At 72.7% G+C, this 19557-nt stretch carries 17 protein-coding genes; 7 read left to right on the top strand and 10 right to left on the bottom strand.

The window, feature by feature from the left end; genetic code table 11:
• Positions 1-21 precede the first annotated feature (21 nt).
• Positions 22-1632 carry an AarF/UbiB family protein gene (locus VIS07_11250; protein HEY8516080.1) on the bottom strand — a complete coding sequence of 537 codons (1611 nt, stop codon included), beginning with the start codon at positions 1630-1632 and terminating at the stop codon, positions 22-24.
• 56 nt (positions 1633-1688) lie between these two features.
• Positions 1689-2456, bottom strand: coding sequence for an enoyl-CoA hydratase/isomerase family protein (locus VIS07_11245; protein HEY8516079.1), 768 nt, complete (start codon positions 2454-2456; stop codon positions 1689-1691).
• An 83-nt stretch (positions 2457-2539) separates the two neighbouring features.
• On the opposite strand from VIS07_11245, the gene VIS07_11240 reads away from it, so the two are divergent.
• Positions 2540-3817, top strand: coding sequence for a phospholipase D-like domain-containing protein (locus VIS07_11240; GenBank protein ID HEY8516078.1), 1278 nt, complete (start codon positions 2540-2542; stop codon positions 3815-3817).
• A gap of 7 nt (positions 3818-3824) precedes the next feature.
• Here VIS07_11240 and VIS07_11235 read toward each other — a convergent pair whose 3' ends face one another.
• Positions 3825-4655 (bottom strand): 2-oxo acid dehydrogenase subunit E2, encoded by an 831-nt coding sequence (locus tag VIS07_11235; GenBank protein HEY8516077.1) that lies wholly within the window; start codon positions 4653-4655, stop codon positions 3825-3827.
• 106 nt (positions 4656-4761) lie between these two features.
• Here VIS07_11235 and VIS07_11230 point away from each other — a divergent pair, with 106 nt between their 5' ends.
• Together VIS07_11230 and VIS07_11225 are read left to right on the top strand one after the other, a co-directional pair.
• On the top strand, positions 4762-5394 hold the full coding sequence (locus VIS07_11230; GenBank protein HEY8516076.1) for a nitroreductase family protein: 633 nt from the start codon (positions 4762-4764) through the stop codon (positions 5392-5394).
• Between the two features lie 271 nt (positions 5395-5665).
• Positions 5666-7348: an amidohydrolase family protein gene (locus VIS07_11225; GenBank protein HEY8516075.1), complete on the top strand. Its 1683-nt coding sequence runs from the start codon at positions 5666-5668 to the stop codon at positions 7346-7348.
• Between the two features lie 86 nt (positions 7349-7434).
• On the opposite strand, the gene VIS07_11220 is transcribed toward VIS07_11225, so the two are convergent.
• Positions 7435-7983, bottom strand: a complete 549-nt coding sequence (locus tag VIS07_11220) for an HAD family hydrolase (GenBank protein HEY8516074.1) — start codon at positions 7981-7983, stop codon at positions 7435-7437.
• A 134-nt stretch (positions 7984-8117) separates the two neighbouring features.
• Between VIS07_11220 and VIS07_11215 the strand changes: the two genes are divergently transcribed.
• Positions 8118-8714 (top strand): TIGR00730 family Rossman fold protein, encoded by a 597-nt coding sequence (locus VIS07_11215; GenBank protein HEY8516073.1) that lies wholly within the window; start codon positions 8118-8120, stop codon positions 8712-8714.
• Between the two features lie 80 nt (positions 8715-8794).
• On the opposite strand, the gene VIS07_11210 is transcribed toward VIS07_11215, so the two are convergent.
• Entirely contained in the window at positions 8795-9643 is an 849-nt protein-coding gene (locus VIS07_11210) for an LLM class F420-dependent oxidoreductase (GenBank protein ID HEY8516072.1), read from the bottom strand.
• A gap of 201 nt (positions 9644-9844) precedes the next feature.
• Between VIS07_11210 and VIS07_11205 the strand changes: the two genes are divergently transcribed.
• Positions 9845-10087, top strand: coding sequence for a hypothetical protein (locus VIS07_11205; GenBank protein HEY8516071.1), 243 nt, complete (start codon positions 9845-9847; stop codon positions 10085-10087).
• A gap of 62 nt (positions 10088-10149) precedes the next feature.
• On the opposite strand, the gene VIS07_11200 is transcribed toward VIS07_11205, so the two are convergent.
• From VIS07_11200 to VIS07_11185, 4 genes are read right to left on the bottom strand one after another with little or no spacing between them, the layout of a single operon-like run.
• Positions 10150-10440: an antibiotic biosynthesis monooxygenase gene (locus VIS07_11200; GenBank protein ID HEY8516070.1), complete on the bottom strand. Its 291-nt coding sequence runs from the start codon at positions 10438-10440 to the stop codon at positions 10150-10152.
• A complete protein-coding gene (bla, locus tag VIS07_11195) occupies positions 10437-11375 on the bottom strand; it encodes a subclass B1 metallo-beta-lactamase (protein HEY8516069.1) in 939 nt (312 codons plus the stop codon). Before bla ends, VIS07_11200 begins: the two co-directional genes overlap by 4 nt.
• Positions 11376-11427: 52 nt before the next feature.
• Complete coding sequence (locus tag VIS07_11190; protein ID HEY8516068.1) at positions 11428-12219, bottom strand: SDR family oxidoreductase; 792 nt, start codon at positions 12217-12219, stop codon at positions 11428-11430.
• Between the two features lie 55 nt (positions 12220-12274).
• The gene (locus tag VIS07_11185; protein ID HEY8516067.1) at positions 12275-16678 is read right to left on the bottom strand and encodes a sigma 54-interacting transcriptional regulator; all 4404 of its coding nucleotides are present in this window, start codon (positions 16676-16678) and stop codon (positions 12275-12277) included.
• A gap of 202 nt (positions 16679-16880) precedes the next feature.
• Here VIS07_11185 and VIS07_11180 point away from each other — a divergent pair, with 202 nt between their 5' ends.
• Together VIS07_11180 and VIS07_11175 are read left to right on the top strand one after the other, a co-directional pair.
• Positions 16881-17936: a class I SAM-dependent methyltransferase gene (locus VIS07_11180; GenBank protein ID HEY8516066.1), complete on the top strand. Its 1056-nt coding sequence runs from the start codon at positions 16881-16883 to the stop codon at positions 17934-17936.
• A 190-nt stretch (positions 17937-18126) separates the two neighbouring features.
• Positions 18127-19065: an isocitrate lyase/PEP mutase family protein gene (locus VIS07_11175; GenBank protein HEY8516065.1), complete on the top strand. Its 939-nt coding sequence runs from the start codon at positions 18127-18129 to the stop codon at positions 19063-19065.
• 39 nt (positions 19066-19104) lie between these two features.
• Here the strand turns inward: VIS07_11175 and VIS07_11170 are convergent, their stop codons facing one another.
• Complete coding sequence (locus VIS07_11170) at positions 19105-19515, bottom strand: EVE domain-containing protein (protein HEY8516064.1); 411 nt, start codon at positions 19513-19515, stop codon at positions 19105-19107.
• Positions 19516-19557: the final 42 nt, after the last annotated feature.

The raw sequence follows: 19557 nt of genomic DNA, 5'->3' as shown, positions 1-19557 counted from the left end.
TCGACGCGATTCGCGCGCGCGTCAGTCGACGCTCGGCAGCCCGCCCGCTTCCTCGACGCGCTTCTGCAGGATCGCCCGCCGCTCGCGCAGCTGGCGGTGGGTCAGCGACTCGACGCCGTCCTCGAGGCCGAGCTGCGCGCGCAGGTTGGTCGGGTCGAACGGGTTCGACGCCGGATCGAAGCCGATCTCGCTCAGGATGCGCGCCCCGTGCCGCGTCGCGAAGTACGCGTAGACCTTGCCCACCTCGGCGAACAGATCGATGTCGGGCGCGAGCCGCACGATCGCGCCGTCGATGAAGATCATGTTCTTGACGTAGAGCATCAGGTGCTTCGGCAGCTTCGCGCCGCGCGCGAGGAGCGCCTTCAGGATGTCCTTGATCTCGTTGATCAGCTCCTCGCCGCTCATCTTGGTCGGATCGCGCACCGGCCTGTCGATCTTCAGATCCTTGATGAGCCCGCGGATGTCGACGTCCTCGGGCAGCGCGCCGAGGTCGCGGAAGGCGGCGATCTGACCCTTCACGTCGTTGACCGCGCCGGTCATCATCATGCGCAGGAAGGCGAGCCGCTGCTTGTCGTTCATGCGGCCCGTCATGCCGTAGTCGAACAGCGCGACGCGGCCGTCCTCCATGACGAACAGGTTGCCGCCGTGCAGGTCGCCGTGGAAGACGCCGTAGATCATCGCGCCCTCGAGGAACGCGATCAGCAGCGAGCGCAGCACGCCTTCGGTGTCGATGCCGGCGGCGCGCATGCCGTCGACGTCCTCGTACTTGAAGCCGCGCAGGCGCTCCATCACCAGCACCCGGCGCGTCACCAGATCGGGGTGCGGACGCGGCACGACGATGATCGTCTGCCCGGCGTCGCGCAGGACGTGCGCGATGTCGAGCATGTTCTCGGCCTCGAGGCGGAAGTCGAGCTCCTCGACGATGGTCTCCGCGAACAGCTCGACGAGCGCCGGCGGGTTGGCGAGCGCCGCGACCGGGATGCGGCCGACGAGCCACGGCGCGATCCACGCCATCGCCTCGATGTCGGCGCGCACGAGGCGCGCGACCTGCGGTCGCTGCACCTTGACGACCACCTCCTCGCCGGTCTTCAGCACCGCCGCGTGCACCTGCGCGATCGACGCCGCGGCGAGGCACTCGCGATCGAAGCTCGCGAACACCTCCTCGAGCGGACGGCCGAGATCCTCCTCGACCACCTGGCGCACGGTGTCGAAGCTCTCGGGCGGCACCTGGTCGCGGCAGAGCTTGAACTCCTCGACGAGCTCGTCGGGGAAGATCCCCTGGCCCGACGACACGATCTGGCCGAGCTTGATGTAGGCCGGTCCGAGGCGCTCGAACGCCTTGCGCAGCCGGCGCGACAGCCCGGCGCGCGACGCCGGGCCGCCCTCGCGGTACTCGCCGAGGCGCCAGCCGACGAGGGCCTTGCCGAGCAGCGCTGCCGCCTCGGCGAAGCGTCCGAGCGGCGGGATGCGCCGCGCGCGCGTGAGCACGGGCACCTCGGCGCGCGCTGCGGCGCGCAGCCGCTCGGTGTCGGCGCGCCAGGGCAGGCGCTCGACGTCGAGCTGCCAGGGCCCGCGCTCGCTGAAGGCGCCGAAGGCCAGATCTGCCGGTGCGGGCTCGGAGGAGGCGTCCATCCGGCGCACTCTAGCCGACCCGCCGACGCGGCGCAGCGAGAAGCTGGGACGTCGTGTCAGCCATCCGAGGACTGCAGCTTCTGTCGCTGCGCGGCGCGCGCCGCGCGGCTCTCCTCGGTGACCCACACCGCGGCCGCGGCGAGCGCTTCCTCCGGCGTCTCGGCGCGCACCCGCGCCGCCGCTTCCGCCACGAGCTGCGCCTTGGTGTGCGCGTACGCCTCGCGCGGGAACTTGCCCATGCGCGCCGCGCGGCGCAGCACCGTCGACTCGAGCGCGTCGGCCGCGAGCAGCTCGTCGACCACGCCCAGGCGGATCGCCTCCTTCGCCGGGTAGATCGCCGCGCCGAGCAGCAGCTCGGTCGCGCGCGGCGCCGTCAAGCGCAAGCGGACGATCTCGAGCGCGACGCGCGGGAACGACGCGCCGATCGCCACCTCGTTGAGGCCGATCTTGTAGTCGCCGTCGAGGCCGAGCCGGTAGTCGCAGGCGAGGGCGAGCACGAGGCCGCCGGCGATCGCGTGACCCTGCACCATCGCGAGGGTGGGCTTCGGGAACGTCAGCAGCTCGAGGTGCGTGTCGCGGTAGAGGCGCTGCATCTCGAGCGCGCGCGCCTCGTCGCGGCGCGGCGCGGTGAGGTCGAAGCCGCCGCTGAAGAAGCGGCCCGCGCCGGTCAGGATCAGCGCGCGGACGCTCGGGTCGTCGCGCGCCGCCGTGAGCGCGGCGCCGAGGTCGGTGAGCAGCTCCTCGTCGATCGCGTTCGCCGGCGGACGGTCGAGCGTCAGCAGACGGACGCCGCCCTCGTGGTCCTCGCTGCGGACGGTGTTCACGAGCACCTCCTCGCGGCTTCTCTACGACGAAGCGCCGCGGCCGCTCAACGAGCCCGCGCGCGACATGCTAGACGCTCGCGGCGATGTCTCGCGCCAACGCGAGCCGGGCGCTGCGCCGGCGCTGGCGGGCGATCCCGCGTCCGGTCGTCGGACGCGTCCTGCCGCCCGACCTGCGCGCGCCGCGCGTCGCCCGGGTCGGACGCGAGCTCCCGGAAGGGCTGCACGATCCGGGCTTCGCGACCTTGCTGCGGCGGATCGACGGCGCGCCGCTCTTGCCGTCCTACAAGGTCGAGCCGTTCTTCCGCGGCGCCGACGCGTTCGCCGCGATGCGCGACGCGATCGCCGCGGCGCGCCGCGAGGTGCTGCTCGAGTCCTACATCTTCAACGACGACCGCGTCGGGCGCGAGATGGCGCACCAGCTCGCCGAGGCCGCGCGGCGCGGCGTCACGGTGCGCGTCCTCGCCGACGCCTTCGGCTCGTCGGCGACGCGCCGGGAGTTCTGGCACCAGCTGCTCGAGCGCGGCGTCGACGTGCGGCTCTACAATCCGCTGTTCTCGAAGCTCTGGAACCAGGCGCACCGCGACCACCGCAAGATCCTGGTCGTCGACCGCGACGTCGCCTTCACCGGCGGCATGAACGTCGGCGACGAGTACGGGCTCACGAAGGTCGACGGCGTCGACCCGTGGCGCGACACGCACGTCGCGGTCACGGGGCCCACCGCGTGGGAGATGGCGGTGGTGTTCGCCGAGGGCTGGCACCGCGCCGGCGGCACGCCGTTCGAGCTGCCGCCGCTGTCGCCGGACTTCGACGACGGCGTGCCGACGCTGGTCCTCGACTCGCGTCCGGGTCGCGGCCACGAGGAGTCGGCCGCGGTGCTCGCCGCGATCATCGGCGGCGCGCGACGCTACGTGTGGATCACGAACTCGTACTTCGCGCCAAAGACCGCGCTGCTCGACCTGCTCGGCGACGCGGCCGCGCGCGGCGTCGACGTCCGCCTGCTGCTCCCGGCGCTGAGCGACGTGCCGATCGTCCGCCATGCCGGGCACGGCTTCTTCGCGGGGCTCTTGCGGCGCGGCGTGCGCGTCTTCGAGTACGAGGCGTCGATCCTGCACGCGAAGAGCCTGGTCGCCGACGACTGGGTGTCGGTCATCGGCTCGACCAACATGGACTACCGCTCGTTCCACTGGAACGCGGAGTGCAACCTGGTCTTCCTCGACACGACGACGGCGGCGCGGCTGCGCGAGGCGTTCGAGAGCGACCTCGAGCTGTCGCGCGAGATCGTGCTCGACGAGTGGCGCCGGCGGCCGCTCCTGCACCGCATCGGCGACGGTCTCGCGCGTTGCTTGACGCCGCTGCTGTGAGGTCCGCTCAGAGCTGCTCGGGGTGCTCGAGCAGATCCTTCAGGCGCTCGAGCGCGCGCGCGGCGTAGAAGCCGTCCTCGGTGCGCTCGTCGAAGGTGTACTTGAGCTCGAACACCTCGCGCGCGACCACGCTGCCGTCCTCGGCGACGTGCGGCGCGCGGTGCACGCGCCCCATGGTGACGAAGATCGGCGTCGTGCCGTGCTCGAAGAGGTGGTGGTAGGCCGCGTCGAGCCCGACGCTGCCCAGGTTGGCGACGAACGCCGACGCATAGAGCGGGTCGTTCTCGATCATCTGCCGCGGCAAGAGGCCGGCCGCGTCGAGCCGGCGTCCGAAGCGCACGAGTAGCTTCCGCGCGAAGCCCGGCAGGCGCAGGATCTGGTTCACCTCGCGGTCGCTCGCCGACTCGCGCCCCGCGCGCCCGTCCTCGAGCACCTCGTAGATGCGGTCGACCATCTCGAGCAGCGACTCGGAGGTCGAGAAGCGCATCTTGCGCGCGAACACCGGTGCGTCGGCGTCGAAGCGCATCTTCGCGCTGAAGGCGAGCCAGATGCCGTCGCGGTCGTAGTGCCGTCCGCCGACGACGAAACGGTTCAGGCGCGGGAACTCGGCGAACACGTGCGTCAGCCCGCGCAGCAGCAGGTGGAACTGCGTCACGGGCCGGTCGGGAGAGCGGTTGGTGTTGAGACGTGCGGCGAGCTCGCGCGTCGGCGTCGCGTGGATCTGCTGCGCGAACAGCACGTAGGCCTCGTTCCGCGTCGGCATGAGGTAGGGCATCATGCGCCGCAGGTTGCTGAGGCCGGGTGAGGGTGATCCGTCGATGCGCTCCTTCAGTGGCATGGATCATCTCTCCGTGCTTGGATCGCCCGCAAACGTCAAGGAGCAGCCGATGTCGGAGAGCGCGCAAGAGAGCTGGAACGTCACCACGGCCCCGTCCCCCTTCGCGATGCCGCTTGAGGAGGCGATGCGCACGCAGCGCGCGGTGCGCCGCCTCAAGCCGGATCCGGTCGACGACGCGCTCGTGCTGCGCTTGATCGAGCTCGCGCTCAAGGCGCCGACCGGCAGCAACGCGCAGAACTGGGAGTTCATCGTCGTCAAGGACCGCGCGGTGAAGGAGCGGCTCGGCCGGCTGAACCGCCAGGCGTGGAACATCTACGGCCGCATCGGGCGCTGGGTGAGCCGCAACGATCCGAAGATGATGCGTCTGCTCGACGCGGTGCAGTGGCAGGCCGACCACTTCGCCGAGATCCCGGTGGTGGTCGTCGCGTGCCTGCGCGGGCCGCGGCTGCCGTTCCCGCCGCTCGCGGCGACGAGCTACTACGGCTCGATCTACCCGTCGGTGCAGAACCTGCTGCTCGCCGCGCGCGCGGCCGGGCTCGGTGCGGCGCTGATCACGCTGCCGCTGTGGAGCACGATCCTCGCGCGGCGCGCGCTCGGCCTGCCGTGGAGCGTGACGCCGTGCGCGGTGGTGCCGCTCGGCTGGCCGCGCGGCAAGTACGGGCCGACGACGCGCCGTCCGGTCGGCGACGTGGTGCACGTCGACCGCTACGGCAACCAGCCGTTCAAGACGAAGAGCTGAGCGAGCGAGGCGCGCCGAGGCATCGGCGCGCCTCGCGATTCTGCGTCGTCTTCCGGGCCGCGGCGTCGCGCGACGGACGCGCGTCCATGTCTTGCGCCCGAACCGCGCGTCGCGCACCGCGCCTGCGCGCCGCAGCGCGACGATTCGCGCCCGTTCGCGCGCGTCATCGGCCGTTTGGCGACCGCCGCGCGCGACGGACTTGCCTCCCAGGCGGATGTGCGCTTTGATCCGGGTCGGTACTAGAACTTTTGTTCTAGAAGGGAGTCGAGGAATGGCAACGACCACCGTATTGATCCGCAACGCACGCATCGTCGACGGCACCGGCGCTCCGGCCCGCGAGGGCTCGATCGCGGTGCGCGACGGCAAGATCGTCGCCGTCGGCGAGGTGCCGGCCGGGACGCTGCCCGCCGGCACGCGCGAGATCGACGCGCGCGGGCAGGTGGTCGCGCCGGGCTTCATCGACGTGCACACGCACTTCGACCCGCAGATCTGCTGGGACCGTCTCGCGACGCCCTGCCTCGAGCACGGCGTGACGACGATCCTGATGGGCAACTGCTCGCTGTCGCTCGCGCCGGTGAAGCCGGAGGACCGCCGCGCGCTCGCCGGCATGTTCAAGCAGATCGAGGACATCCCGCTCGCGACCTTCGACGAGGGCGTGCCCTGGAGCTGGGAGACCTTCCCGGAGTACCTCGACTTCATCCGCCAGGACCTCGGCATCAACGTCGCCGCGCTGGTCGGGCACTCGCCGCTGCGCAGCTACGTCATGGGTCCTGCGGCGCAGGAGCGCGCCGCGACCGAGGCGGAGATCAAGGAGATGTGCCGCGTGCTCGCGGACGCGATCCGCGGCGGCGCCGCCGGGCTCTCGACGTCGTACGTCGACATGGACGAGAACATGAAGCCCGTGCCGAGCCGCTTCGCGACGCGCGAGGAGGTCATCGCGCTCGGCCGCGCGATGAAGGAGGCGGGCCGCGGCCTGATCCAGACCGTGCCGGTGTTCTACAACCCGCCGCAGCAGCTCGAGAACATCCGCGAGATGGGCGAGATCTCGCGCCAGACGGGTCTCCTGTGCTCGATCGCGCCGATCGTGCACTCGACGACCAGCACGCTTTGGTCGGACTCGCTGGCCGCGCTCGAGGAGGAGCACCGCAAGGGCGCGCGCGTCTACGGCCAGTCGATGCCGCGCACCTTCGACATCAACATCCGCCTCTCCGAGACCTCGTTCCTGCTGATGGCGATGCCGGCGTGGAACGAGATCATGCGCATGCCGCGTGAGCAGAGGAAGCAGGCCTTCGCCGACCCCGCGCGCCGCGCCGACCTGCGCACGCAGTTCCACATGCTGCGCTTCGGCATCCCGATGCTGGACGACGTGCTCACCGTCGGGCGCGTCGCGCGGCCGGAGAACCAGGCGCTGCAGGGCCGTCGCCTCGCGGAGATCGCGCAGGAGCGCGGCGTCGAGCTGCCGGACGCGATGCTCGACATCGCGGTGTCGGAGGACCTCGAGACCGAGTTCTCGCTCGCGAACTTCCTGCACGTCGATCCGGACGGCGTCACCGCGATCCTGAGCCACCCGATGATCCACATCGGCGCGAGCGACGCGGGCGCGCACATCTCGCAGTTCTGCGGGGCCGGCGACACGAGCTACCTGCTCGCGCGCTGGGTGCGCGAGCTGAAGGCGTTCACGCTCGAGCGCGCCGTGCAGCGTCTGACGAGCGAGCTCGCCGACGCGTTCGGCATCCGCGGCCGCGGCCGCATCGCGCCGGGCCAGGCCGCGGACCTCGTGATCTTCGATCCGGACTCGATCGACCGCGGTCAGGAGGACTTCGTGCGCGACGTCCCGGGCAACGCGAACCGGTACGTCCGCCACGCGAACGGCATCGACAAGGTGCTGGTCAACGGTGCGGTCGTGTGGGAGGACGGCGCGTACACCGACGCGCGCACCGGCCAGATCGTCTGACGAGCGAAGCGGGGCGCGGGCGGATGCGCTCGCGCCCCGCGCGCGCTGTGGGCGTCGGCGCGAGAGCGCGCCTCGCGCCGCCACGCTCAGGCGTCGCGCCGCAGGATGTGGCGCGCCGCCGCGGGCAGGTCCTCGACCACGGCGTCGACCGGGGTGTCGCCGAGCCGGCGCTGCTCCTCGACGCCGTGACCCGTCAAGACGAGGATTCCGCGGCAGCCGGCGTTGGCCGCGAGCACCACGTCGCTCACGTGGTCGCCGATCATCCACGAGCCCTGCAGGTCGATGCCGAAGCGGTCGCGCGCGTGGAACAGCGGCGCGGGATTCGGCTTGCGGCACTCGCAGCCCGCGTCGGGCAGGTGCGGGCACATGTAGGTCGCGTCGATGCGGATGCCGCCCGCCGCGAGGTCGGCGAGCAGCCGATCGTGGAAGCGCCGGAAGTCCTGCTCGCTGAAGATCCCGCGCGCGATGCCGCTCTGGTTGGTGACGATCGCGAAGCGGAAGCCCGCGGTGCGCAGCAGCTGCAGCGACTCGATCACCCCGGGCAGGAGCTCGTAGTCGTCGAGCCGATGCCCGTAGCCGACGTCGCGCACCAGCACGCCGTCGCGGTCGAGGAAGACGAAGCGGGAGCCGAGCATCGGCAGGCGAGGTAGCCGGTCGCGCCGCGGCCGGCAAACGCGCCGACGCGACCACGGGCCGACGCCCCACGCGCTCGACGCTCGTCGCGACGCGCGAGCTTGCGCGTCTGCGCCACGACCGCGAAGGAAGCGCGATGCCGCGCGTTCGCTCCGTGACCGTCTACGCCGGATCCTCGACCAGCGCCTCCGAGCGCCACCTCGAGGTGGCGCGCGTCCTCGGCCGCGAGCTCGCGCGCCACGGCTGGTGCGTGGTCTACGGCGGCGCGCGCATCGGCCTCATGGGCGCGCTCGCCGACGCCGCGCTCGAAGCGGGCGGCCGCGTCGAGGGCGTGATCCTCGACACCTTCGCGCGCGTCGCGCACGCGAGCCTGCACGATCTCGTCACGGTCGGCGACATGCGCTCGCGCAAGGCCGGGCTCGCTCACCGCGGCGACGCCTACGTCGTCCTGCCGGGCGGCTTCGGCACGCTGGAGGAGCTGTCGGAGATCCTGGTCGAGCGCCAGCTCGGGATGCACCGCAAGCCGCTCGTGCTGGTCAACGTCGACGGCTTCTGGGATCCGCTGCTCGAGCTCATCGAGCGTCAGATCGCGGCGAGCCTGGTGAAGGAGCGCTACCGCGCGCTGCTGACGGTCGTGCCCGGTCCGCGCGAGGCGGTCGAGGTGATCGCGCGCTGGGCGAGCGAGCCGGACGAGGACGCGCCGACGGTCGACCTCGACAAGATCCTCGAGTAGCCCGCGGGGGCACCTGTCCGCACGCACGCGCATGCACGCGCAGACGCCCGCGCGCATGCGCTCGCGCGCCGCATGAACGCTCACGTCCGCGCGAGCACCTCGTCGGCGAGACGCGCGACGTGCCGCAGCTGCTCGTCGACACCGCCGCGCGACTGCAGCGGGATGAGCCGCGACACGCCGAGGTCGGCGAAGCGTCGCGCGACGTCGCGGTCGAGGCGCACGCTCGGCGTGACGCTGATCTCGAAGCCCGCGAGCCCGCCCGGACGTCCGAGCTCGCGCGCCGCCTGCTCGAGCCCGTCGATGCAGCGCTTGGTCGCCTCGAGGTCGAGCGCGAAGCCGTACCAGCCGGAGCCGTGCGCCACCGCGCGGCGAAACGCCTCCGGCGAGTGCCCGCCGACGACGATTGGCGGATGCGGCTTCTGCACCGGACGCGGAAACGCCTGCACGCCCGCGAAGCGCACGAAGCGACCCTCGTACGCCGGCTTGTCCTGCGTCCACAGCGCGAGCATCGCCTGCAGGTAGTCGATCGCGCGCGCGCCCTTGTGCGCGAACGGCACGCCGAGCGCGTCGAACTCCTGCTTCAGGTAGCCGACGCCGAGGCCGAAGATCAGCCGCCCGCCCGACACCACGTCGACGCTCGCGAGCTCCTTCGCGAGCACGAGCGGGTTGCGCTGCGGCAGGATGATGATCCCGGTGCCGAGCCTGATGCGCGTGGTGTGCGCGGCGAGGTACGCGAGCGCGACCGCGGGATCGAGGATCGGCGTCTCGGGCGGGCTCGGCGACGGCGGCGCCTGCGGGTCGGGCAGGACGACGTGCTCGGCGGTCCAGACGGAGTCGAAGCCCGCGTCCTCGGCGGCGCGCGCGACGCGCGCCGCGGTCTCGGGCTCGGCGCACGGGCCGAGGTTGATGCCGAAGAGACCGAGCTTCATGCCGCTTCCTCCCTGGACGTCGCGACGCCGCGCGGGCGTCGTCCATCGCAGCCGCCCACTGTGGCACGACCGCGCAGCCGTCGCACTGGTCGCATGGGTCGCGCGGGTCGCCACCACGCGGCGAAGGCGGGTCAGCGCGCGTCCGACGCGGCTGGCACGCTTCTCGCGGACGCTCGGCGCATGGCAACGGTGAAGAAACGGATGGGCCGCCTCCCGGGCGTGCCGGGCGACTGGCGCAGCTCGCCCGCGTTCTGGTCGATTCTCTGCCTCTCGCTGCTGGTGATGCTGGTCGGTGCTGCGGTCGCGGGGTTTTCCTCGCCGCAGCACGGCGGCGTGCTGGTGAGCGTCGGCGTTGCGGGGCTCGCGCTCACGGCGGCGATCGCCGGCATGGCGTCGCTGCGCTCGCGCCGCGACCCCGACGAGCGCCTGCGCGAAGCGCCCTGACGCTTGCAAGCGCTACAAGCGGACGCGCAAAGGCTGCCCGCGCATCCTCGCCGCGAGCTTCGTCAGAGCACGCGCCGGTAGTGCTCGACGGTCGGGAACGGATCGTAGAAGTGGTGCAGCAGCGCCTTCCAGCGCTGGTACTCCGCTGAGCCGCGGAAGCCCTCGGTGTGCGCCTCGAGCGTCTGCCACTCGACGAGCAGCAGGTAGCGGTCGTCGCGCTCGACGCAGCGCTGGAGCTGGTGCGAGAGGTAGCCCGGCATCGAGGCGATGATCGACTGCGCCTCGCGGAACGCGGCCTCGAACTCCGCTGTCTGACCGGGCCGGACGTCGAGCACCGCCACCTCGAGGATCATTCATCGTCTCCCATCTGCTGCGCGCTCGCCGAGCCCGCGGCTGCCGTCTCCGAATCCGCCGTGGGCGGCGCGCCCATCAGCGCGGCTTCCGGCGCGGCCTCGCCGCGCGCGACGAGCTCGATCGTGTGCTCGAGCAAGCTCAAATTTCCCGGCTCGCCGTGTCCCGGGACCACGATCACGGCGTCGCCGTAGCGCTCGCGGACCTTGCGCATGGCGCCGGGCCAGCTCTCGAGGTCGGCCTCGGCGATGTAGCCGAGGTTGCGCGCGTCCGCCGACTTGACGGCGCAGCCGCCGACGAGGACGCGCGCGGACGGAATCCACACGACGACGTTGTCGCGCGTGTGCGCCGCGCCGGGGTAGAAGATCTCGAGACCGCCGACCCGCACGACGTCGGAGCTCGCGAGCTCGGGGATCGGCTCGGTCGTCGTCACGCCGCGCTCGGCGACGATCGCGGCCGTCGTGGGGTGCACGAGCAGCGGGATGCCGCGCTCGGCGAGCGCGCGCGGCCCGCCGACGCGGTCCTCGTGCGAGTGGGTCGCGATCACGCGCGCGACCGGCTGGCCGAGCTCGGCCTGCACCCAGTCGAGCAGCGCGACCGTGGCCTCCTCGCCCCAGGCGGTGTCGACGATCACGATCTCGTCGCCGTCGCGCACGACGAGCCCGTTCGACGGCGCGCGCAGCTCGCCGATCCTCCGCCACGAGACGTGACGCCAGAGGCCGGGCGCGAGCTCGCTCACCAGCAGCAGGTCGCCGACCCGCCACTCGCGCGGCGCGCGCGGGCTCGCGGTTGGCGCGTCCGCGGCGGGTGGCTGCGCTGCAACCGGCTCGGCCGCGGCAACCGCCGCCACGCCCGCGGACGCGGGTACACCCGCGCCGGCGGCGGCGCGCACCGACGCCGACGTCACGCCGAGGGCGAGCACTAGCGCCAGCACCATCCTCGACGCGACGCTCGCGCGATCGAGCGTCGTCGAGCAACGCGCCACGGCGTCAATCCACCGGCGGCAGATGCGTCGGCGCGGGCGACGTGAGCAGCACGCCGCCGTCGACCATCAGCGTCTGCCCGCTGACGAAGCGCGCCTGCTCGGAGGCGAGGTAGACGATCGCGTCCGCGACGTCCTCGGCGGTCGCGAGCCCGCGCAGCGGCGTCAGCTCGCGCATCTCGCGCTTCAGGGCCTCGTGTCCTTCGCCCGCGTAGAAGCGCGTCGAGTCGGTGTCGGCGTAGACGAAGTTCACGCAGTTGACGCGGATGCCGCGCGGCCCGAGCTCGAAGGCGTACTGGCGTGCGAGCATCTCCATCGCGGCCTTCGCCGCGCCGAGCACGCCGTGGCGCGGCACCGTGCGCACGCAGTCGTAGCCCGACACCGCGACGATCGCGCCGCCGCTCTCCGGCATCAGCGCGGCGGCGCGCTGCACGCCGAAGAGGAAGCCTTCCACCGTGATCGCGAACGTCTTCGCGACGTGGTGCGGCTTGACCTCGAGGAGCGGCTTGAACGCCGTCGCCGCGGCGTTCGGGACGAAGACGTCGAGACGCCCGAAGAGCTCGCCGATGCGGTCGAACGCGGCGTCGCGCTGCGCGGCGTCGCCGACGTCGAGCTGCACCGGCTCGCCGCGTCCGCCGCGCTTCTCCGCCTCGCGCGCGACCTCCTGCGCGAGCTCGAGCTCCTTGCGATAGCCGAGCGCGATCGTCGCGCCGCGGCTCGCGAACGCGAGCGCCGCCGCGCGCCCGATGCCGCGCGACGCGCCGGTGATGAAGACGACCTTGCCCGCGAAGTCCTGCACGAGGGCGCGCTACCACGCGGCGCTCGCGCACGGCAACCGACCTCGTCTCGGTCCGTTACGTCAAGCGTCGAAACGTCGACGCTTCGTCGCCGAGGTCGCGCGCCGCGCTCTCGAGCAGGCGACGCCGCAGCTCGGCGTCCGCGAGCGAGCGTGCGGACGCTTCGAGGAGGCGCGCGTGCACGGCCGCGTGGCGCTCGGCGTTCTCGCGATCTCCGCTTCGTCGCGCGAGCTGCGCGAGAAGCGCGTGCGCGCGCCAGGCGAGGCGCGGCGTCGAGATGCGATCGGCGACCGCAATCGCGCGCCCGAGGCGGTCGCGCGCCTCGTCGGGACGCTCGAGCTCGAGCAGCGCGCGTCCGGCGGTGATCAGCGCACGCGCCTCGATCTTCGGCGCGCGGTGCCGCACGGCGCCCGCGACCTCGCTCTCCGCGACCGCGAGCGCGCGCTCCGGCGCGCGGCGCGCGAGCTCGATGCTCGCGCGCGCGTTGCAGACGTGCAGCGCGTAGCGCCAGCGCATCCACGCATCGGTCGAGCGCGCGAGCGCGGCCTCGATCGGCTCGAGCGCGCCGCACGCGTCGTCGAGGTGTCCCGCCGCGAGGTGGTCGAGCGCCAGATTGATCTCGGAGTTGGCGACGATCTCGGGGTCGCCGAGCTGGTGTGCGACCTCGGCGGCGCGCGCGTCGTACTCGCGCGCGCGCACGTGGTCGCCGACCTCGCCGAGGCACCAGCCGAGCGTGTTCAGCAGCCGGCTCTTCCAGGCGCGATCGCCGATGCGGTCGCAGATCTGGTAGCCCTCCTCGAGCAGCGCGATCGCGCCGCCGTAGTCGCCGAGGCAGCAGCGCGCCTTGCCGATGAACCAGTACGGCCAGACGACGAGGTGGGCGAGGCGCAGCTCGCGGCCGATCTTCATCACCTGCTCGGCGAGCGCGATCGCGCGCGAGAAGTCGCCGGTCCACTCTGCGAACAGCGTCTGGTTGAAGCGGACGTGTCCCTCGATCGCCGGGAAGCGCCCGGCGCAGAGCTCGAGCGCGCTGCTGCACTGGCGCTCGGCGTCGGCGATGTCGGCGTCGAGCACGGCGCGCATGAAGCCGCGCAGGTTCTTCGCGAGCGCGACGCCGGGACGCGGCTCGGGCGCAGGCCGCGCCAGCACCTCGTCGGCGAGCGTCAGCGCATGGTCGTAGTCGTGCGCCCAGAAGTGGCTCTGTCCGGCGAGCGCGCGGTAGAGCTCGGCGCGCGCGGGGTCGGTGCTCGCGCGGCTCGCGCGCTCGTACGCAGCGCCCGACGCCTCGAACTCGCTGAGGTAGAAGCACGCGAGCGCGAGCGACGCCTCGAGGTGCTCGCGCGTCGCCGTGAGCGCGCGCTCGCCCAGGCAGTCCGCGATCGCGAGCGCTTCGCGGCAGTGCTCGACGACGGCGCGCGTCGCGTGGCGCTCGGCGGCCTTGGCCACCGCGCGGCGGTGGTACTCGAGCGCGCGCTCCCACTCCTCGGCGCGGGTGAAGTGGTGCGCGAGCGTCTCGTAGTGCTCCTCGAGGCGGTCCGCGTAGAGCTCCTCGATCGCGAGGCCGATCGTGCAATGCAGCGCCTTGCGCCGCTCGCTGACGACGCTCTGGTAGGCGACGTCGTGCGTCAGCGCGTGCTTGAACATGTAGGCGAGCTCGGGATGGACCTCCTTCTCGTAGATCAGCTCGACGGCGCGCAGCTCCTCGAGCTGCGTGCGCACCTGCTCGCCGGCCTCGATGATGCGCTCGAGCAGGCGCAGCGCGAACTCGCGTCCGATGACGCTCGCGACCTGGATCGCGCGCCGCGCCTCGTCGGCGAGACGGTCGATGCGCGCGGTGAGGACGTCCTGCACCGTGTCGGGGATCGAGACGTCGGCGAGGCTGCGCGTGAGGACGACGCTGCCGTTCTCGGCGCGCAGCGAGCCGTCCTCGATCAGCGAGCGCGTCACCTCCTCGACGAAGAACGGATTGCCCTCGGCCTTGCGGGCGATCAGCGCGCGCAGCTCGTGCGGCATGTCCGCCGTACCGAGCATCGTGCCCGCGATGGTCGCCATCTCGTCGTCGCCGAGCGGCTGCACGACGACGCGCTGGTAGTAGCTGCGGTCGCCGAACGGGTGCGCGTAGCCCGGCCGGTGCGAGCAGACGAGGAGGACGCGCATCCCCTGGATGACGCTCGCGACGAAGCCGAAGAACTCCTCGGAGGTCGAGTCGATCCAGTGCAGGTCCTCGACCACGATCACCACCGGCTCCTGCTGCGCCGCGCGGACGAGCAGGACGCGCATCGCGCGGAAGGTCTCGCTGCGCCGGCTCGCCGAGTCGAGCGCGGCGACGGCGGCGTCGCCCGCAACCGGTGGCAAGGACAAAATCTGACGCAGATAGGGCAGGGTCCAGGCCACGTCGGGGCCGAACGCGGCGACGCCGACCTCGAGCTTGCGCCCGGCGCTCTCCTCGTCGTCGCGGTCGTCGATGCCGTAGAAGCGCCGTAGCCCGTCGATCACCGGCAGAAACGGCGTCGTGCCGCCGTAGGACGCGCAGCGACCCTCGATCCACAGGTGCGAGCGGTCGGCGAGGCGACGGCGGAACTCGAGCAGCAGGCGCGACTTGCCGATGCCCGCCTCGCCGACCAGGAAGACGACCTGGCCGCGGCCGGCCTCGGCGCTGCGGAACGCGTCCTCGAGCAGCCCGAGCTCACGCTCGCGGCCGACGAACGTTCCCGCCGGCAGCTCGCCGAGCGGCGACGCGGCGCGGGCGCGCGCCGCGACCACGGCGTACGCGGTGACGTCGTCCTCGGCGCGCGGTCCGAGCTTGAGCGGCCGCGGCTCGAGGTCGCAAACCTGCGCCACCTGGCGCGCGATCCGCGCCGACACCAGCACGTCGCCCGCGCCGGCGTGGCCGAGCATGCGCTCGGGCAGCGCGAGCGCGTCGCCGAGGGCGAGGACGCGCAGCTTGCCGGACGATCCCTCGACGGCGAAGCGCACCTCGCCGAGGTGCACCGCGATGCGGATCTCGGGACGCGGCTCGGGCGAGGTCGCGGCGAGGTGCTGGATCGCGAGCGCCGCCTGCACCGCGCGCTGCGGCGTCTGCTCGAGGGCGCGCGGCACGCCGAACGCGGCCGTCAAGCGCGAGCTCGTCTCGTCGAGCAGCACGCCGCCGAAGCCGCGAAGCCGCTCGACGATCGACTGCTTCCAGCGCGCGACCACCGTCCACGGCTCCCAGCGCGGCCCGGCGTCGTCGGGCTCGGCGAAGAAGAGGTCGAGCGACAGCGTCGCGGCGCGCTTCTGCTCCCAGCCGGCGACGTCGCTGGCGGTGGTCTCGCGGCGCGCGGCGAGCGACTCGTCCGGTCGCTGCGCCGCGTGCGCGGCGCGCACTGCGTGCGCGGCGCCCGTGCGCGTCGAGCGCGCCGCACGCGGCGGCGGCGGCAGCTCGATGACCGAGAAGCGATCGATGCCGAGCCGGCGCATGCGGTAGCGCAGCGCGTTGCGTCCGATGCCGAGGAGACGCGCGGCGGCGACGACGTTGCCGCCCGAGCGCGCGAGCGCCGCGCGGATGCGCGTCGCTTCGTCGTCGTCGTCCGCGAGCGTGGCGGACGCAGCGTCCTGCGTCGCCGGTGGACGTGCGAGCGGAGCCGATCCTGCCTCCATCGCCGCTGGCGGCTGCGTGGCCGGCGCGAGCGGCATGCGCAGGCGCTCGAGCTCGTCGACGGTCAGCTCGCCGTCGTGCCCGAGCAGCGTCGCGCGCTCGACCAGGTGCGAGAGCTCGCGCACGTTGCCCGGCCACGAGTACGTCCGCAGCCAGCGCCGCGCGTCGTCGCCGAGGCGGCGCGGTGCGAGCCCGTGCGCGCGCGCGAAGTCGGCGAAGAGGCGCTCGGCGAGCAGCACCGCGTCGTCGTCGCGCTCGCGCAGCGGCGGGATGCGCAGCACGAGCACGGCGAGGCGGTGGTAGAGGTCGGCGCGCAGCCGACCGCTCGCGACCAGCGCCTCAAGGTCGTGCTGCGTCGCCGCGATCAGCTTGACGTCGACCCGTCGCGCCGCGACCGCGCCCAAGCGCCGCACGCTCTTCTCCTCGATCGCCTTCAAGAGCTTCGCCTGCAGCGGCAGCGACAGCGCGTCGATCTCGTCGAGGAACAGCGTGCCGGTCGACGCCGCTTCGAAGAGCCCGGGCTTGGCGCGCCGCGCGTCGGTGAACGCGCCCGCCTCGAAGCCGAACAGCTCGGCCTCGAGCATGGTGTCGGGGATCGCCGCGCAGTTGACGTCGATGAAGGGGTTCTGCGCGCGCGGGCCGCTGTCGTGCAGGACGCGCGCGACGAGCCCCTTGCCGGTCCCGGTCTCGCCCTGCAGCAGCACGGTCGGCACGTGCGGGTTGCCGACGGTGTCGAAGGTCGCGAGCCGCCGCACCTGATCGCGCAGTCCGACGATCGCGTCCGAGGCACCGAGGATCGCTGCGCTCGGGTGGGTCAGGGGCATCGTGGGCCACCATACGGCGATTCGCGGGCGCAGGGCCAGACGTGGCCCATCGGCCAGATGTGGCCCAAGGTGGTGGCTGCGCGTGCGGCCTTGGTCGCGGCAGAGCTCGAAAAGTTCAGCGTTCACGGCGCGCCGCCCGCGGCATGGCGCTTGCCGTACGCCCGTGCGGCCCGCACGGAGGCTGGGCCCCACGGAGGCAACCATGGCTCTCGACGAGGCGAAGGTTCACCAGTTCGTGGAGAAGGCGATGAGCGACCTCGGCTCGGCGCTGACGGCGTCGCTGGTGGTGATCGGCGACAAGCTCGGTCTCTATCGCGCGATGGCCGGCGCCGGACCGCTCACCCCGGCCGAGCTCGCCGCGCGCACCGACACGGTCGAGCGCTGCGTGCGCGAGTGGCTCGCCGCGCAGGCGGCCGCCGGCTACGTCACCTACGACGCGGAGACCGGCAAGTACGCGCTGCCCGACGAGCACGCCGTCGCGCTCGCCGACGACGAGAGCCCGGCCTGCGTCCTCGGCGGATTTCAAGGCATGACGGCCGCGATGCGCGCCGAGCCGAAGGTCACGACGGCCTTCCGCCACGGCAACGGTGTGGGCTGGCACGAGCACGAGCCCGATCTCTTCCTCGGCACCGAGCGCTTCTTCCGCCCGGGCTACAACGCGAACCTCGTGTCGTCGTGGATCCCGGCGCTCGACGGCGTGCGCGAGAAGCTCGAGCAGGGCGCGACGGTGGCCGACGTCGGCTGCGGGCACGGCGCGTCGACGATCATCATGGCGAAGGCGTTTCCGCGCTCGCGCTTCGTCGGCTTCGACTACCACGCGGCCTCGATCCAGAGCGCGCGCGAGCGCGCCGAGCGTGCGGGTGTGGCGGACCGCGTCCGCTTCGAGGTCGCGGCGGCGAAGGACTACCCGGGCACGTACGACCTCGTCACCTTCTTCGACTGCCTGCACGACATGGGCGATCCGGTCGGCGCGGCGCGCCACGTGCGCTCGACGCTCGCCAAGGACGGCACCTGGATGCTGGTCGAGCCCTACGCGAACGACGACGTCAAGGACAACCTGAACCCGCTCGGCCGCGTGTACTACTCGGTGTCGACGCTGGTGTGCACGCAGGCGTCGCTCGCGCAGGAGGTCGGCCTCGCGCTCGGCGCGCAGGCCGGCGAGAAGCGCCTGCGCGACGTCTGCACGAAGGCCGGCTTCAGCCACTTCCGGCGCGCCACCGAGACGCCGTTCAATCTCGTGTTCGAGGTCCGCGCCTAGAGCGCGCGGCTCGCGACCGAGGTCTTTCCCGCCACGTTCTGCCCGAAGGGCGCCGCGCGTCTCCCCCTCCAGCGCGCGCGGCGCCTCCCGCCTTTCCCTTCCGTTCCGTGCGCGGGTGCTGCGTGCGGCCCGCGGCGTCCGCCGGACGCTCCGGCTTGGCCGCCCGGCGCGGCTGCGCTAGTCACGACGGGTGGCGAGCAGACAGACGACTTCCGTCCCGACGCGCGCGCAGCGCGTGCGCGAGCTGGTCGCGCGCGGCGAGCCGCTGGTCATGGGCGGCTTCTACGACGGCGTGTCGGCGCGCCTGGTCGCGCGCGCCGGCTTCCCGCTCGCGTTCATGGGCGGCTACGCGGTCGCGGCGTCGCTGCTCGGCGAGCCCGACATCGGCCTCCTGACGCAAGCCGAGATGGCGGACGCGGCGCGTCGCCTGTGCCGTCTGGTCCCGTGCCCGGTATTGGTCGACGCCGACACCGGCTACGGCTCGGTGCCGAACGTCGTGCGCACCGCGGAGCTCTACGCGCAGGCCGGTGCGGCGGGGCTCTTCCTCGAGGATCAGGTGTGGCCCAAGCGCTGCGGGCACATGGCGGGCAAGGAGGTCGTCGAGCGCAAGGAGTGGCTGACCAAGCTGCGCGCCGTGCTGCAGCTCCGTCCCTCGATCGACCTCTTCATCGTCGCGCGCACCGACGCGCGCGGGCCGAAGGGCTTGAAGGAAGCGATCATCCGCGGCCGCGCCGCGCGCGACCTCGGCGTCGACGCGGTGTTCGTCGAGGCGCCGCAGTCGGTCGCCGAGCTCGACGCGATCGCGCTCGGCGTGCCCGGGCCGAAGGTCGCGAACATGGTCGAGTGGGGCAGGACGCCGCTCCTCGGCGTGAAGGAGCTGCACGAGCGCGGCTTCGACCTGATCGTCTACCCGGTCGCGGCGATCCTCGCGCAGGCGAGGGCGCTCGAGGACGTCTATGCGGCGCTGCGCCGCGACGGCAGCACGGCGCACGTCATGGACCGGCTCTATCCGTTCGAGCAGCTCAACGCGCTGCTCGGTCTCGAGCAGCACCGCGCGCGCGAGCAGGCTGCGGTGCCGGTCGAGGTCAAGACCACCGCGCCGCCGCCGCGACGTCGGCGCTCGGCGTGAGCGGAGCGCTCGCGAGCGGAGCGCTCGTGCGCCCGACGCTCAGGACCCGAGCTCGACGATGCGCTCGAAGGCCGCGGCGTCGAGCGGCATGACGCTGAGGCGCGACTGCCGCACGAGCGCGATGTCGCGCAGCGCGCGGTCGCCCTTGATCTGCTCGAGGGTGACCGGCTTCGCGAGCTTCTTCACCGGCTTGAGCTCGACCGCGAGCCAGCGGGGGTCGTCGGCGGTCGGGTCGGGAAACGCCTCGCGCGTCACCTCGCAGATCCCGACCACCTCGCGCGCTTCGCCCGAGTGGTAGTACAGCACGCGGTCGCCCTTCTTCATCGCCGCCAGGTTGTTGCGCGCCTGGAAGTTGCGCACGCCGTCCCAGGTCGTCTTCTTGTCCTTGACGAGCTGGTCGAACGGGTAGCTGGACGGCTCTTGCTTGACGAGCCAGAACTGCTTCGCCACGCGACTCTCCTCTCCCCCAGACGAAAACGGCGGCGTGGCCCG

Source organism: Candidatus Binatia bacterium, from assembly GCA_036563615.1.
Taxonomy (GTDB): Bacteria; Desulfobacterota; Binatia; order UBA12015; family UBA12015; genus DATCMB01.
Note: the sequence above shows the minus strand (reverse complement) of the source record. Positions and strands in the feature narration are given on the sequence as shown.

What these genes read in the sequence shown, in the direction of transcription:
- VIS07_11250 (HEY8516080.1), bottom strand. Translation starts at nt 1,632, where the DNA reads ATGGACGCCTCCTCCGAGCCCGCACCGGCAGATCTGGCCTTCGGCGCC.
- VIS07_11240 (HEY8516078.1), top strand. Translation starts at nt 2,540, where the DNA reads ATGTCTCGCGCCAACGCGAGCCGGGCGCTGCGCCGGCGCTGGCGGGCG.
- VIS07_11235 (HEY8516077.1), bottom strand. Translation starts at nt 4,655, where the DNA reads ATGCCACTGAAGGAGCGCATCGACGGATCACCCTCACCCGGCCTCAGC.
- VIS07_11230 (HEY8516076.1), top strand. Translation starts at nt 4,762, where the DNA reads ATGCCGCTTGAGGAGGCGATGCGCACGCAGCGCGCGGTGCGCCGCCTC.
- VIS07_11225 (HEY8516075.1), top strand. Translation starts at nt 5,666, where the DNA reads ATGGCAACGACCACCGTATTGATCCGCAACGCACGCATCGTCGACGGC.
- VIS07_11220 (HEY8516074.1), bottom strand. Translation starts at nt 7,983, where the DNA reads ATGCTCGGCTCCCGCTTCGTCTTCCTCGACCGCGACGGCGTGCTGGTG.
- VIS07_11215 (HEY8516073.1), top strand. Translation starts at nt 8,118, where the DNA reads ATGCCGCGCGTTCGCTCCGTGACCGTCTACGCCGGATCCTCGACCAGC.
- VIS07_11210 (HEY8516072.1), bottom strand. Translation starts at nt 9,643, where the DNA reads ATGAAGCTCGGTCTCTTCGGCATCAACCTCGGCCCGTGCGCCGAGCCC.
- VIS07_11205 (HEY8516071.1), top strand. Translation starts at nt 9,845, where the DNA reads ATGGGCCGCCTCCCGGGCGTGCCGGGCGACTGGCGCAGCTCGCCCGCG.
- VIS07_11200 (HEY8516070.1), bottom strand. Translation starts at nt 10,440, where the DNA reads ATGATCCTCGAGGTGGCGGTGCTCGACGTCCGGCCCGGTCAGACAGCG.
- bla (HEY8516069.1), bottom strand. Translation starts at nt 11,375, where the DNA reads ATGGTGCTGGCGCTAGTGCTCGCCCTCGGCGTGACGTCGGCGTCGGTG.
- VIS07_11185 (HEY8516067.1), bottom strand. Translation starts at nt 16,678, where the DNA reads ATGCCCCTGACCCACCCGAGCGCAGCGATCCTCGGTGCCTCGGACGCG.
- VIS07_11180 (HEY8516066.1), top strand. Translation starts at nt 16,881, where the DNA reads ATGGCTCTCGACGAGGCGAAGGTTCACCAGTTCGTGGAGAAGGCGATG.